This window comes from Nocardia sp. NPDC058705, from assembly GCF_042749305.1.
Classification (GTDB): domain Bacteria; phylum Actinomycetota; class Actinomycetes; order Mycobacteriales; family Mycobacteriaceae; genus Nocardia.
In genome coordinates this window covers 16,201-29,502 of record NZ_JBHYRN010000009.1, presented here as the reverse complement: position 1 = coordinate 29,502, position 13,302 = coordinate 16,201, and the positions used below count along the sequence as shown (strand labels likewise).

Genomic DNA, 13,302 nt, shown 5'->3' with positions numbered 1-13,302 from the left:
GATTGTGTGATTACACCGGAGTCGGCTCGGGGCGACCCGCCTGGCGCGTGGCCGCTCCAGCCGCGGCGCGGCCACCGCGACGGTCTGCCGCGCCGGACGGAATCCGCGCGATCGACGAGTCGCTCAGGTTCGGATCGGTGACAGCGCTCACGAGGTCGAGATCGGTAGCTCGGCGTACATTCGATGCGTGAGCAAACTTTCGGTAACCGGGTTATTGCGCGCGCAGAAGGCCGCGCGGCGGAGTTCATCGGCGCGGGGGCGTGAAATGCGTGTTCGTGGTGGGCGTCCCGTGGTTGCGGTGATCTTGCTGGCGGTGCTCGTTGTGCTGACCGGGTGCACGAGCGGTGGGTCGGGTGGGGATTCCGAACCGGCTGGACCGGTCGCGAGGGTCACCATCGCGCCCGCGCCCGGCGCCACCGATGTCGACCCGGTCGCGCCCGTCTCGGTGACGGTCGCCGACGGCACGATCGACCAGATCGCGCTCACCAATGCCGCGGGCAAGCAGATCACCGGTGAGCTCAGCCCCGACCGCACGACCTACGAGGTGTCCGAACCGCTCGGTTACGGCGCGTCCTACACCTGGACCGGCACGGCCATCGGCACCGACGCGAAACCGGTCCCGATCGACGGCAGCTTCACCACGATCAGCCCGCAGTCGACCATTCCGGCCACAATCAACATCGGCGACGGCCAGGAGGTCGGCATCGCCGCCCCGATCATCCTGAAGTTCGCCGGGCCCGTCGCCGACAAGGCGGCCGTGGAGAAGGCGCTCACCGTCACCACCAGTCAGCCCACCGAAGGGTCGTGGGCGTGGCTGCCCGACGACGGTGGTTCGCGCGTGCACTGGCGGCCCAAGAACTACTGGACCCCCGGCACCACCGTGCACGTCGCCGCGAAGCTCTACGGCGTGGACCTCGGCAACGGTGCCTACGGCGACGCCGATGTGACCTCCGATTTCACCATCGGCCGCAGCCAGATCGTCATCGCGAACGCCCCGAGCCACCGCATGCAGGTGGTTCGCGACGGTGTCACCGTCTTCGACTTCGGGGTCTCCTACGGCGAAGGCAACGAACCGCGCAATGTCACTCGCTCGGGCGTGCACGTGGTCACCGAGAAGTACGAGGACTTCATGATGTCGAACCCGCCGTACTACACCAACGTGCGGGAACGCTGGGCGGTGCGCATCTCCAACAACGGCGAATTCATCCACGCCAACCCCGAATCCCTCTCGGCGCAGGGCTCGTCGAACGTCACCAACGGCTGCATCAACCTCTCGCCCGCCGATGCCCAGGCCTACTTCCCGACCGCCCGCTACGGCGACCCGGTCGAAGTGACCGGCACCTCGATCGAGTTGTCCCAGGCCGACGGGGACATCTACGACTGGGCGATCGACTGGTCGACGTGGCAGTCGATGTCGGCGTTGCCCGCCGGATCAGGAGTCGCGCAGCCGCGCTAGTCCTGACGACGCCCATGATCCGACCACCCGAAGTCCGCATGCCCGATGCGTGACAGGCGGCGTCTCAATGGCCGGCAAAAGACGCGGAGAGGTGGGTAGGCCAGCGGGGGTGGTTGCTGTCGATGACGTAGGGGTGGGTGTGCTGGTAGTGGCGAGGGCCGATCTTGATGGCATCGACCAGGATTGCCGGGTCCACCGAGCCGAGTTCGTGGACGTGGGTGATTTCCGCGGGGTCGTGGCGGGGCCAGAAGCGGATGGCGGCTGCGGTGCCGAGGGCGGCGATGGTGGCCAGGGTTGCCCAGGTGGTGGTGAAGCCCGCGGTGGTGGCGAGCCAGCCGGTGATCGGGTAGGTGATCAGCCAGGCCAGGTGGGAGAGGGAGAACTGGGCGGCGAACAGGGCGGGGCGGTCTTCTGGGCGGGCGGAGCGGCGTAGGACGCGGCCGGTGGGGGTGAGGATCAGGGCGGTGCCCGCGCCGATGGTGGCCCAGGTGGTGAGGGCGGCGGGCCAGTGCCAGGCGCCGGTCGGGAGGGTGGACAGGGCCAGTGCGGCGGTGAGGCCGGTGAGGAGAACCGCGGCGCCGGTGAGCATGACGGGGCGTTCGCCGCGGCGGTCGAGGATCTCGGGCAGGGTGAGGGCGATGAGCATGGTGCCGAGGCCGTTCGCCGCGAGCAGCAGGGCGACGCCGGACTGGTTGCCGCCCAGTACGTCTCGCGCGTAGTTCACGGTGTTGACCATCACGACCGAACCCGCGGCGGCGACCACCAGGTTCAGGCCGAGCAGCCCGCGCAGCCGGGGAGTCGCCGCGAACAGTCGCAGTCCGGCGGCGAGTCGTTCCTTGATCGCGCCGTCGCCGACCACCGCGTTCGGGATGCGTGCCGCCATCACCAGGGCGACGGAGACGGCGAAGCCGAGGCCGGTGCCGACGAACAGCCAGTGGAAGCTGATCAGGCTCAGGGCCAGTGCCGCGAGCATCGGGCTGAGCAGGGTTTCCATGGTGGCCGCGAGCTGGGCGGCCGAGAGTGCCTTGGTGTAGTCGTGCTCGTCGGGGAGGATGTCGGGCAGAACTGCCTGGTAGGTGGGGGTGTAGGCGGCCGACGCGATCTGCAGTGCGGTGATGAGCACGTAGATCTGCCAGATCTGGTCGACGAAGGGCAGGGCGAGCACGATCGCGCCGCGAATGCCGTTGAGCGCCATCAGGAATTGCCTGCGCGGGAGTTTGCCTGCGTAGGCACCCGCGATCGGCGCGACGGTCACGTAGGCGACCATTTTCAGCGTCAACGCGGTGCTGAGCACGATGGCCGCATTGCCGCCGGCCAGTTCGTAGGCGAGCAGGCCGAGCGCCACGGTGGTGAGTCCGGTGCCGAACAGGGCCGCGACCTGGGCGGTGAACAGCAGTCGGTAGTCGCGGTGGGCGAACAGTGAGGTGGTCATGGCGCGGCCCTTTCGATACTGCTTATCTGCGTATGAATGCAATAAGCAGCATAAGCCGTCGAGTATTCCCGTGCCACCGAGAATTCTTCGACTTGACCTGAAGGACCGTTGAGGTAGGACGGTGGAGCGCAGCGCGGCCCGAAGGGTTGCCACCGACGGACAGGAACGTCATGAGCGCCACGATCGACAACGCCCGCACCACCATTCGCCCGCTGCGGCTCGCGGTCGTCATCGGCAGCACGAGGGAGGGGCGGTTCGGCCCGACGGTCGCGAACTGGTTCGTCCGGCAGGCTGCCCTGCGCGACACCCTCACCGTCGACATCGTCGACACCCGCGACATCGAACTGCCGCACGCGTTCGGCGCCGTCACCGACCACCCATCCGTCGCCGCGGCCACCGAAAAGCTTTCGAACGCAGACGCATTCGTCGTGGTGACTCCCGAGTACAACCACAGCTACCCGGGCTCGCTGAAGAACCTGATCGACACCCACCACGCCGAATGGCAGGCCAAACCGGTCGGCTTCGTCTCCTACGGCGGCATCTCCGGCGGCCTGCGCGCCGTCGAACACCTGCGCCCGGTCTTCGCCGAACTGCACGCGGTCACCGTGCGCGACTCGGTCGCCTTCCCGAATCCGTGGGGCCGATTCGACGCCGCGGGCGAGCTGACCGCACCCGACGGCGCCGACGGCGCCGCGGCCACCATGCTGGATCAGCTGAGCTGGTGGGGCGAGGCCCTGCGCACCGCTCGCCTGGCCCAGCCGTACGGGAAGTGACGGCGATGATCACCACCGTCGAACCGGTCACTACCCGCAATCCGATGCGCATCGCGCTGGTTCTGGTGCTCGGCATGATCATGGCGACCCTCGATCAGACCATCGTGAACGTGGCCATCAACAAGCTGTCGGCGGAATTCCACACCGGCCTGAGCACGATTCAGTGGGTGTCGACCGGCTACTCGCTCGCCCTCGGCGCGGTGGTGCCGACCTCGGCGTGGCTGGTCGGCCGGTTCGGGGCAAAGCGGTTGTATCTGATCGCGATCACCGCGTTCGTGATCGGTTCGGTACTGGCCGGATTGTCGTGGAACATCGAGTCGCTCATCGCCTTTCGGTTGATCCAGGGTGCGAGCGGCGGGCTGCTGATGCCGGTCGCCATGACGATCCTGCTGCGCGCGGCCGGGCCGGATCGGCTGGGGCAGTTGATGAGCACGCTCGGATTGGCCATCCTGGTCGGCCCGCTGCTGGGGCCGGTGGTCGGCGGCTATCTCATCGACGAGGTGTCGTGGCGGTGGATGTTCTTCATCAATCTGCCGCTGGGTGCGCTGGTGCTGGTGTTGGCCGCCAGGATCGTGCCCGACGACGCGCCGGAACCGCCGCGTGCGCTCGATGTGCGCGGGTTGCTGCTGATGTCGCCGGGGTTGGCGCTGGTGATCTACGGCGTGACCGCGGCAGGCGAGAGTGCCGGATTCGCTACGCCCGCTGTGCTTGTGCCGTTGCTGGCGGGAGTCGGGTTGATCGCCGCGTTCGTCCGTCGTTCGCTGCGGACCGCGGCGCCGCTGCTGGACCTGCGAGTGCTCGGCAACCGGACGACCGGGACTTCCGCGGTGCTGCTCGGGCTGTTCGCCGGCGGTTACTTCGGGTCGATTCTGTTGCTGCCGTTGTACTTCCAGATCGTGCGCGGTGAATCAGCGCTCGTGGCAGGCGCGCTGGGTATTCCGTTCGCGCTGGCATCGGGTGCGACGATGCAGGTGGCGGGCCGTTTGATCGATCGGATTCCGCCCGGCCGGTACCTGCCCGTCTCGATCACGGTGGCGCTCACCGGTTTCGCGCTGTTCGTGATCCAGCTCGACGCCGACGCGCCGTACTGGGCGCTGTGCCTCACGATGATCCTGATGGGTGCGGGCGGCGGCGGGACATTGATGCCGGTGATGACCACGGCGACCCGGCCGCTGAGCCGCGCGCAACAACCCGTCGGTTCGACCGTGCTGAACATGGTCAGCACCACGTCTATGGCGATCGGCACCGCGGTCACATCGGTGACGCTGGGCGCGCTGCTCCCGGTGGCGGGCGGGCTCCAGGCGCTGCACGCCATGACCTCGGATCAGCGGGCCGAACTCGCGCCAGCCCTGGCAGACGCGTTCCAGCACACCTATCTGATCGCACCGATCATGATCGCGCTCGCGCTGGTTCCGGCGCTGCTGCTGCCGAGACGACGCGCGGAGTAGCAGCCTGGCCGGTGGACGCTGTGCCACCGGCCGGAGCGGCGGCTCAGGCTTCGACGGACTCGGACGCGCGTTCCTTGCTCAGTTCGACGGCCTGGTCGGTGGTCAGGCCCTGCTGCTTGGCGAGCAGGTCGCGGATCTCGATGAGCAGTTCGGTCTCGGTGGGCTCGGCGGCCTTGGTGGTGCCGAACTTGTTCTTGAGGGTCTTCATGGGCAGCATCAGCACGAAGTACAGCACCGCCGCGACCATGGCGAAGTCGATGAGACCGGTGATGATCGGGCCGACGGCGATGAAGGTGGCCGGCTTGTTCGCGACCAGCTGGAAGCCCAGGCCCAGCTCATTGGTCGAACCGAACACGGCGAGCAGCGGGCTGACGATGCCCTTGGTGACCGAGGTGACCACCGCGGTGAACGCGGTACCCATCACGACAGCGACCGCGAGGTCGATGACGTTTCCGCGCATCAGAAAATCTTTGAACCCACTGAATACAGACTTCAGACCGAGCATTGGACTTGCACTCCTAAGACTGGCTAACGGCAAACGGCCATGTTAACGGCCGTTCACGCGGCATGGCGAACTCGCGGCAATGCGTGAACGGGTCGTTGTCAGTATCAATTCCGGTCGCCGGCCTCGCCACTCGAACGAGCGGCAGCCCGGATTCGCCTGTCGCGTCCTCGAATTGAGCTTCCGGATCGGTACGGCAGGCGAAGCGGGTCGCGACGGGGCGTGAACACCAGAGTGTCGAGTGTCACGTTTAGGTGGCTGATTCAGCCAGGAGCTGGGGAAACAGGTTCAGGAGCGGCGGGCGAAGGAGCCCGGCCCCGCCTGGTCGCGGGGCTTCACGACGATGGTGTCGAGGTTGACGTGCGACGGCCGCGACGCCGCGAAGCCGACGATCTCGGCGATGTCCTGGGCGTAGAGCGGGTCGATGCCCTCGTAGACCTTGGCCGCGCGCTCGGCGTCGCCGTCGAAACGAACCAGCGAGAACTCGGTTTCCACCGCACCGGGGGCGATCTCGGTGAGGCGGACCGGTTGACCGAGGAGTTCGCCGCGCAAGGTGCGGTGGACGACGGCCTGGGCGTGCTTGGCGGAGGTGTAGCCGGAGCCGTTGTCGTAGGTGAGCATGGCGGCGATGGAGGTGACGGTGACGATCAGGCCGTCGCCGGAGGCGATCAGTTTCGGCAGCAACGCCTTGGTGACGCGCAGGGTGCCGAGCACATTGGTCTCCCACATCCAGCGCCAGTCGTCGAGGTCGGCGTCGATGACCGGGGCCAGGCCCTTCGCGCCGCCCGCGTTGTTGACCAGCACGTCGACGTGGTCGATGGCGTCGGTGAACGCGCGCACCGAATCCTCGGAAGTGACGTCGAGTTCGAGCGCGGTACCGCCGATCTCGGCCGCCAGACTCTGCACTCGGTCGAACCGCCGGGCGCCCACGTAGACGTGATAACCCTGCTTGGCCAGTTCCCGGGCGGTGGCCTCACCGATGCCCGAGCTGGCTCCGGTGACGACCGCGGTGCGAATGCTCATGTTTGTCGATCTTATTCGCCCTGGATATCCGGTCGCCATGGCTCGGATCACGGTGCCGATTAACCTGTCGGGATGGCTATTCGTGATGCTGTCAGCGCTGATGGAACGACGATCGTCTACCGGGTGAGCGGGACCGGTAGGCCGCTGGTGCTGTTGCACGGGTGGGCCGGGAATCTGCGGTGCTGGGGTGCGGCAGCCGACGAGCTGGCGCAGCGGTATCGGGTGATAGCGGTCGATCTGCGCGGGCACGGGTATTCCGACGATCCCGGTGCGGGCTACGACGATCCGAAGGCGTGGGCGGGCGATGTGGCCGCGGTGCTGGCCGCCGAGGGTATCGATGCCGGGGCGGTGCTGCTGGGCTGGTCCTATGGCGGGATCGTCGCCACCGATTACCTCGCCACCTACGGGACTTCCGCGGTCGCCGGTGTCATCTACTGCGGTGCGCCCGCCCATATCGGCCGGGATGTGCCCGGTGCGGCGCCCGGGCCCGCGATGGAGAAGGCGATTCCGGGTGTGTTCGACGAGGCCGCCGGGCGGGCGGTGCGCGCGTTCGCGGTGTTCGGCAATGCCAACACCGGGCCGGGTGACGACAAGGGTGTCGATGCGCAGCGGTTGTTCGGCGGCAGCCTCGCGACCCCGCCGTCGGTGCGCAAGGCGCTGTTCTACCGCACGATCGACAACACCGAAACCCTTCGCGCCCTTGATATCCCGGTACTCGTGCTGCACGGCACCAACGATCCGGTGGTTCCGGCGGTCAATGGACAGTACATTCTCGACAACGCTCCTGATGCTCGCGGTTCCTTCTGGGAGGGGGCCCAGCATGGGTTGTTCATCGAGGACCGGCCGCGTTTCGTCGCCGAGGTAGGCGCGTTCATCGACGCTCTGGGGTGAGATCGGCACTGAATCGGAACGCTTCCCCGAAGCATGTCCGAGGCTCAACGGACGGCGGTGCGGGCTCAGCCGGCGGCGCCTCGAGGCGCTGACCTTGTCGTTTCCGGTCGGCAAATGTATTCGCAAATCAGTTGCGCTCGGCTTTCGCAATTCATGGCATCGGATCCGCGGCCCTATTGGTCTGTTTACGCCGCCTAAAACTGCCAGGCGCGGCGGCCATGAAGGCAGGTATGGTTGAGGTGTCTGCGCAGGTGGGATCACCGATGTGATTGGTTCGCCGTGCCGACGTGATCGGGCTGTGATTGTTCCGGCGCACCAGCACCAGCTGCGGAAACAGGATTCCGGATAATCTTCTGGGAATCGTCACAGACTTATCGTGAATTCGTATGTAGCGTTCTGGAATGTCGTTGGATCGTAGACGGAGAAGAGGATTCAGCGTCGAGAACGGAGTTCGATGATGTTCGGTCGGGCAGTGGGCGCTCGGGTCGTAGTGGCCGTGTTGGGTTTGGTCGCAGGGGCTGTGTTCGGTGTGCCCGTCGGCGCCGATCCCGGGCAGGCCCGGATCGAGGATCAGCGGGTCGAGCCGGATCGCACCATCGATATGGGCGTGTACTCGCCCGCGATGGACATCGTCACCAGGGTGCGAGTGCTGCGAGCCGCGGATCCGGAGGCGCCCGCGCCGACGCTGTACCTGCTCAACGGGGTCGGCGGGGGCAGTGACGGCAACTGGCTCGATCGCACCGATGTCGTCGAGTTCTTCAAGGACAAACAGGTCAATGTGGTGATCCCGTTCGGCGGGGCGGGCAGCTATTTCGCCGACTGGCGAACCGACGATCCGGTGCTCGGCAAGCAGCGGTGGACCACGTTCCTCACCAAGGAACTGCCACCGGTGATCGACGCGGAATTCGACGGCACCGGCGCCAATGCCATTGCGGGACTGTCGATGGCGGGGACCTCGGTGTTCCAGCTCGCGCTCGCCGAACCGGGTCTGTACCGGGCCATCGGGTCCTACAGCGGGTGCGTGCGCACCAGTGATCCACGCGGACAGGCGATCGTGCGGACCGTGGTGGGCAGCAGGCTCGGCAACGCGGCCAATATGTGGGGCCCGCCCACCGACCCGGAGTGGTCGGCCAACGATCCCTACTTGCACGCGGAAGCGTTGCGCGGCACCGAGGTCTACATCTCGTCGGGCACCGGCCTTCCCGGACCGTACGACACCATCTCGGGAACCCAGGGCAACCCGATGCAGCTGACCATGCAGTTGCTGTTCGGCGCCGGGCTCGAAGCCGTCACCAATCTGTGCACCCAGCAGCTGCGCGATCGACTGCAAACGCTCGGCATTCCCGCGACCGTCGACATGCGCCCGCACGGCACTCACTCGTGGGGTTACTGGGAGCAGGACATGCATAAGTCGTGGCCGGTGTTCGAGGCGGCGCTGAACCGAGCATGACGGCTGAAATCCGCTCGCGCTCCGGCGCCGGATCCGGCAAGCTCGACGACGACGAGTACGTGAACTCACACGCGTTTGCGCTGTGACAGCCGTCACCGAACCCGGTAGGGGCAACGGTGGCGGCGTCGCGGCGTGCACACTGGAGGGTGTGAGCCAGCGTCGTCCCGATCTTTTGCCCCATCGCATCGCGGTGCTGTCGGTGCATACCTCCCCGCTGGCGCAGCCCGGCACCGGGGACGCGGGCGGGATGAATGTCTACGTGCTGCAAACCGCGCTCGAGCTGGCCAAACGTGGCACCGAGGTGGAGATCTTCACCAGGGCCACCTCCTCGGAACTCCCCGCCGTCGCCGAAGCCGGACCGGGCGTGATCGTGCGCCACGTGGTCGCCGGACCGTTCGAGGGACTCGACAAGCACGAGCTGCCCACCCAGCTGTGTCCGTTCACCGCCGAGGTACTGCGCCAGGAAGCGCGGCACCTGCCCGGCCACTACGACCTCGTGCACTCGCACTACTGGCTCTCCGGTCAGGTCGGCTGGCTCGCGCGCGACCGCTGGCGGGTGCCGCTGGTGCACACCGCGCACACCCTCGCCGCGGTGAAGAACGCCGCGCTCGCCGACGGTGACACCCCCGAACCCGAGACCAGGGTGATCGGCGAGAAGCAGGTGATCGCCGAATCCGATCGGCTCGTGGCCAATACCGGTGACGAAGCGCGGCAACTCGTCGACCTCTACGGCGCCTCGCCCGACCGCATCGACGTCGTGCCGCCGGGCGCCGACCTGACCCGCTACCAGCCCGGCGACAAGCTCGCCGCGCGCGCCGAACTCGGGCTGCGCGCCGACGAGCAGATCGTGGCGTTCATCGGCCGGATCCAGCCGCTCAAGGCCCCCGATGTGCTCGTGCGCGCCGCCGCCGAACTGCTGCGCCGCGACCCGAATCGCAAGCTGCGCGTCCTGATCGTGGGCGGACCCTCCGGTACCGGGCTGGCCAGGCCCGACGCGCTGATCGAACTGGCCGCCGACCTCGGCATCGCCGAACAGGTCACCTTCCTGCCGCCGCAACCGGCCGACAAGCTCGTCCAGGTGTATCGCGCCGCCGACGTGGTGGCCGTGCCCAGCTACAACGAATCCTTCGGCCTGGTCGCCATCGAGGCGCAGGCCAGCGGGACGCCCGTACTCGCCGCCGACGTCGGCGGTCTCGGCACCGCGGTCCGGAATCACGAATCCGGGCTGCTGGTACCCGGCCATCGCACCCCCGACTGGGCCGACGCCCTGGCCGCCCTGCTCGACGATCCCGGCCGGCTCACCCGCATGGGCGTCACCGCCGTCGAGCACGCGAGCCGGTTCTCCTGGGCGCACACCGCCGACGGCCTGCTCGACAGCTACGCTGCCGCGATGGCCGGATTCCGCGCCGAACGCGGTCCCATCGCCCTGCACGCGGGCGAGACCAGACAGGCCAGATCGCGGGCGCTGTTGCGGCGCCGGACGGGAGTGCGCAGGTGAGCGCCGTTTCGCAGACCATCGACGACACGCTGCGCGATCGCGAGATCGAATACACCCGCCATGGCGACGACACGTTCATCGTCGTGCTGCCGGGTGAGCGCAAGCTGAAGACGACCGTGATGCTGACCGTCGGCAAGCACGGGGTTCGCATCGAATCGTTCGTCTGCCGCAAGCCCGACGAGAATTTCGAAGGCGTCTACAAATACCTGCTGCGGCGCAACCGTCGGCTCTACGGCGTGGCCTACACCCTCGACAATGTCGGCGACATCTACCTGGTCGGCCGGATGTCGGCCGAATCGGTTACCGCCGACGAACTCGACCGGATCTTCGGTCAAATCCTCGAAGCCGTCGACAACGACTTCAACATCCTGCTCGAGCTCGGTTTCGCCGAATCCATTCGCAAGGAATGGAAGTGGCGGGTCTCGCGGGGTGAGTCGCTGAAGAACCTGCGCGCCTTCGAGCACCTCATCGACGAGGCCGACAAGGCCTGAAACAGATGATGCCGGACAGGAAAGTTCCTGTCCGGCATCATTTTTCGGTTCAGCAGTTCGTCGGCACCGGTTCACCGCGGAAGCGGGCCTCGACATAGTTCCAGGCATCGGGGAAGCCCGCCACCGCGGCGGTCATGTGCTCGGAGATCTCGACCGTGTTCAACTGCACCGGCGAACCCGACTTGCACCAGTGCGCGACGGTCTGGGCGACCGGCTCGTACGGGGTGAGGATGTCGTACTTGCCCTGCCAGATGTAGGTGGGTGCGGTCGGCGCGCCCTTGAAGTGCACCAGGCTGTTCTCGCGCAGCACGCCACGGGCCACCTCGCTGGTCATCAACTCGCGTGAGGCCGCCATCTGGTCGGCGTTGCGCAGGATGCCGTGGAACAGCAGGAAGCGGCGGCAGGCGTCCTTGGTGAACTCCCGGAACCACAGACCCTCAGGATTGAGCTGATCCGAGATCGGCAGCTCCTTCGGGTACTCGCGCTCCATGCCCATCGCCGCGGCGAAGGCAAGACCGAACCCGGGGTGCGGCGAGAAACCCAGTGCGTCGGCCATCATCTCGAGGTCGGCGGGGATACCGCCGGACACCACGGCCGCGAGCTTCAGCTCCGGTGCGTAGGTGGGCTGCAGTGCGCCCGCCCACGCGGTGGCCATGCCGCCGCCGGAGTAACCGGCGATCGCGACCGGCGAGTTGCCGACGCCGAGCTCGGTGACCTTCTGCACGGCCCGCACGCTGTCGAGGGTGACCATGCCGCTGAGCTTGGCCGCACCGTAGGCCACCGTCGGGCCCAGGTAATCGGGAAACGAGATCGCCCAGCCACGCGCCAGCGGCAGCATGGCGCCGGGCGCGTCCTGCAGCTCACCGTTGAACAGCGACTGCGACGGATTGCAGCGGGTGCCGATCGAGTTGATCAGCGCCTGGTAGGACACCAGCGGCGGGTTCTTCACGCCCACCGGCATCAGCACGGTGGTGACGCCCATGATCGCGTTGCCTGCCGAATTGGTGGAGCGGAACGCCACCTGGTGGCCTTCGGTGCCGGGGTACATCCACGTGTTGATGTGACGAGTACGCACCACGTCACCGGGTGCCAGCGCGCTGATATCGGCCGGTGCCGTGAAGAACGGATCCGGATCAGGCGTTGGATACAGCGGGTTCGCACCCACGGGAGCGGCGAACAAGCCCACCGAGAGCAGACTCAACACCAATACAGCTAGTTTCGACACAGCTTTCCTTCATCAACAGTAGTGCTGCCCAACCAAACGACCCGACCCGTGCTGAAGTATCTAACGAAACGGTGTGATTTGTACCGACCAGTAGTCAAAGTGTCGCGTGCCACATGTTGTGACTGTTCACATCGGTGACCGACACCAGGGGTGACGGTTCGATCCGACGCAGCAGACAGGAGTGGTGATGGCGATGCTCGCGCTCGATATCGGGGCGACGAAATTCGCGGCCGCAGTTGTGGATCCGCACTACGCGCTGCACGGGGTGCGCCGGGTGGCCGCCGCCTCGGACGACCCGTGGGCGGCATGTCGGGACCTTCTGGTCACTGTGGCGGGTGACAACGAGGTCAGCGCGGTCGGGATCGGGTCGGCGGGGCCGGTCGATGTGCCCGCGGGAGTGATCGAGCCGTTGAACCTCGCGGCGTGGCGCGAGGGGTTCCCGATCGTCGAACACGTGCGGGCGCTGTTCCCGGATGCGGTGGTGCGGTTGGCGATCGACGGTGCCTGTCTGGTGCTGGCGGAGCATCGAGTGGGCGGGTTGCGTGGGGTGGACAACGGACTGGCGTTGACGGTGTCGTCGGGGGTCGGTGGGGGGATCATCGCCGATGGGCGAGTTGTCGTGGGGCGCACGGGCAATGCCGGACACATCGGGCACATCGTGGTGCCGGGGGACGACACTGCTTGTCCCTGTGGGGGATTCGGGTGCGTGGAGGCGGTGGCGAGTGGAATGTCGTCGGTGCGGTGGGCGCGGGCGCGCGGCTGGGTAGGCGACACCGGTGTGGAGCTGGCCTCGGCGGCCCACGATGGTGACCCGATCGCGCTCGCCGCGATGGCACGTGCGGGAACTGCCCTCGGCCAGGGGATTTCGTCGGCCGCCGCGCTACTCGATGTGGATCGGGTGGTGATCAGCGGGGGGTTCGCGCATTCGGGGGAGCCGCTGTGGGGGCCGTTGCGTGCCGCCGTCGCCAGGCATGCGCGGCTCGACTTCATTCGAGAATTGACCGTGGAACTCTCGACGCTGAGCGAGGGGGCGACGCTGGTGGGGGCCGGGGTACTCGCGGTCGAAGCCGCAGCGCGGGGAAGGTCGGACTGAATCCCGGCCGCCCGGGGACT

12 protein-coding genes are annotated in these 13,302 nt (G+C 67.3%); 8 read left to right on the top strand and 4 right to left on the bottom strand.

Going from position 1 to position 13,302, the window contains the following annotated elements:
* Positions 1-265: 265 nt before the first annotated feature.
* Positions 266-1,456 (top strand): Ig-like domain-containing protein, encoded by a 1,191-nt coding sequence (locus tag ACFW6D_RS13440; RefSeq protein ID WP_379328188.1) that lies wholly within the window; start codon positions 266-268, stop codon positions 1,454-1,456.
* Between the two features lie 64 nt (positions 1,457-1,520).
* Here the strand turns inward: ACFW6D_RS13440 and ACFW6D_RS13435 are convergent, their stop codons facing one another.
* Entirely contained in the window at positions 1,521-2,888 is a 1,368-nt protein-coding gene (locus ACFW6D_RS13435; RefSeq protein WP_379327877.1) for an MFS transporter, read from the bottom strand.
* Between the two features lie 170 nt (positions 2,889-3,058).
* Between ACFW6D_RS13435 and ACFW6D_RS13430 the strand changes: the two genes are divergently transcribed.
* Both ACFW6D_RS13430 and ACFW6D_RS13425 read left to right on the top strand, forming a co-directional pair.
* A complete protein-coding gene (locus ACFW6D_RS13430) occupies positions 3,059-3,661 on the top strand; it encodes an NADPH-dependent FMN reductase (protein WP_379327875.1) in 603 nt (200 codons plus the stop codon).
* A 5-nt stretch (positions 3,662-3,666) separates the two neighbouring features.
* Positions 3,667-5,109 (top strand): DHA2 family efflux MFS transporter permease subunit, encoded by a 1,443-nt coding sequence (locus tag ACFW6D_RS13425; RefSeq protein WP_379327873.1) that lies wholly within the window; start codon positions 3,667-3,669, stop codon positions 5,107-5,109.
* A 43-nt stretch (positions 5,110-5,152) separates the two neighbouring features.
* On the opposite strand, the gene ACFW6D_RS13420 is transcribed toward ACFW6D_RS13425, so the two are convergent.
* Both ACFW6D_RS13420 and ACFW6D_RS13415 read right to left on the bottom strand, forming a co-directional pair.
* A complete protein-coding gene (locus ACFW6D_RS13420; RefSeq protein WP_379327871.1) occupies positions 5,153-5,569 on the bottom strand; it encodes an MscL family protein in 417 nt (138 codons plus the stop codon).
* Between the two features lie 330 nt (positions 5,570-5,899).
* Positions 5,900-6,634: an SDR family NAD(P)-dependent oxidoreductase gene (locus ACFW6D_RS13415; protein ID WP_379327869.1), complete on the bottom strand. Its 735-nt coding sequence runs from the start codon at positions 6,632-6,634 to the stop codon at positions 5,900-5,902.
* Positions 6,635-6,706: 72 nt separating this feature from the next.
* On the opposite strand from ACFW6D_RS13415, the gene ACFW6D_RS13410 reads away from it, so the two are divergent.
* The 4 genes from ACFW6D_RS13410 to ACFW6D_RS13395 all read left to right on the top strand — a co-directional run bounded on the left by ACFW6D_RS13410 (position 6,707) and on the right by ACFW6D_RS13395 (position 10,964).
* Positions 6,707-7,525 (top strand): alpha/beta fold hydrolase, encoded by an 819-nt coding sequence (locus ACFW6D_RS13410; RefSeq protein ID WP_379327867.1) that lies wholly within the window; start codon positions 6,707-6,709, stop codon positions 7,523-7,525.
* 457 nt (positions 7,526-7,982) lie between these two features.
* Positions 7,983-8,975 carry an alpha/beta hydrolase gene (locus ACFW6D_RS13405; RefSeq protein ID WP_379328186.1) on the top strand — a complete coding sequence of 331 codons (993 nt, stop codon included), beginning with the start codon at positions 7,983-7,985 and terminating at the stop codon, positions 8,973-8,975.
* 139 nt (positions 8,976-9,114) lie between these two features.
* The gene (mshA, locus tag ACFW6D_RS13400) at positions 9,115-10,473 is read left to right on the top strand and encodes a D-inositol-3-phosphate glycosyltransferase (protein ID WP_379328184.1); all 1,359 of its coding nucleotides are present in this window, start codon (positions 9,115-9,117) and stop codon (positions 10,471-10,473) included.
* Positions 10,470-10,964, top strand: a complete 495-nt coding sequence (locus tag ACFW6D_RS13395) for a YbjN domain-containing protein (protein WP_379327865.1) — start codon at positions 10,470-10,472, stop codon at positions 10,962-10,964. The genes mshA and ACFW6D_RS13395 overlap by 4 nt, the downstream gene beginning before the upstream one ends.
* 49 nt (positions 10,965-11,013) lie before the next feature.
* On the opposite strand, the gene ACFW6D_RS13390 is transcribed toward ACFW6D_RS13395, so the two are convergent.
* On the bottom strand, positions 11,014-12,189 hold the full coding sequence (locus ACFW6D_RS13390) for a lipase family protein (protein ID WP_379327863.1): 1,176 nt from the start codon (positions 12,187-12,189) through the stop codon (positions 11,014-11,016).
* Positions 12,190-12,376: 187 nt separating this feature from the next.
* Between ACFW6D_RS13390 and ACFW6D_RS13385 the strand changes: the two genes are divergently transcribed.
* Complete coding sequence (locus ACFW6D_RS13385) at positions 12,377-13,282, top strand: ROK family protein (protein ID WP_379327861.1); 906 nt, start codon at positions 12,377-12,379, stop codon at positions 13,280-13,282.
* The last annotated feature ends 20 nt before the right edge of the window (positions 13,283-13,302 follow it).

What these genes read in the sequence shown, in the direction of transcription:
- ACFW6D_RS13440 (WP_379328188.1), top strand. Translation starts at nt 266, where the DNA reads ATGCGTGTTCGTGGTGGGCGTCCCGTGGTTGCGGTGATCTTGCTGGCG.
- ACFW6D_RS13435 (WP_379327877.1), bottom strand. Translation starts at nt 2,888, where the DNA reads ATGACCACCTCACTGTTCGCCCACCGCGACTACCGACTGCTGTTCACC.
- ACFW6D_RS13430 (WP_379327875.1), top strand. Translation starts at nt 3,059, where the DNA reads ATGAGCGCCACGATCGACAACGCCCGCACCACCATTCGCCCGCTGCGG.
- ACFW6D_RS13425 (WP_379327873.1), top strand. Translation starts at nt 3,667, where the DNA reads ATGATCACCACCGTCGAACCGGTCACTACCCGCAATCCGATGCGCATC.
- ACFW6D_RS13420 (WP_379327871.1), bottom strand. Translation starts at nt 5,569, where the DNA reads ATGCGCGGAAACGTCATCGACCTCGCGGTCGCTGTCGTGATGGGTACC.
- ACFW6D_RS13415 (WP_379327869.1), bottom strand. Translation starts at nt 6,634, where the DNA reads ATGAGCATTCGCACCGCGGTCGTCACCGGAGCCAGCTCGGGCATCGGT.
- ACFW6D_RS13410 (WP_379327867.1), top strand. Translation starts at nt 6,707, where the DNA reads ATGGCTATTCGTGATGCTGTCAGCGCTGATGGAACGACGATCGTCTAC.
- ACFW6D_RS13405 (WP_379328186.1), top strand. Translation starts at nt 7,983, where the DNA reads ATGTTCGGTCGGGCAGTGGGCGCTCGGGTCGTAGTGGCCGTGTTGGGT.
- ACFW6D_RS13385 (WP_379327861.1), top strand. Translation starts at nt 12,377, where the DNA reads ATGGCGATGCTCGCGCTCGATATCGGGGCGACGAAATTCGCGGCCGCA.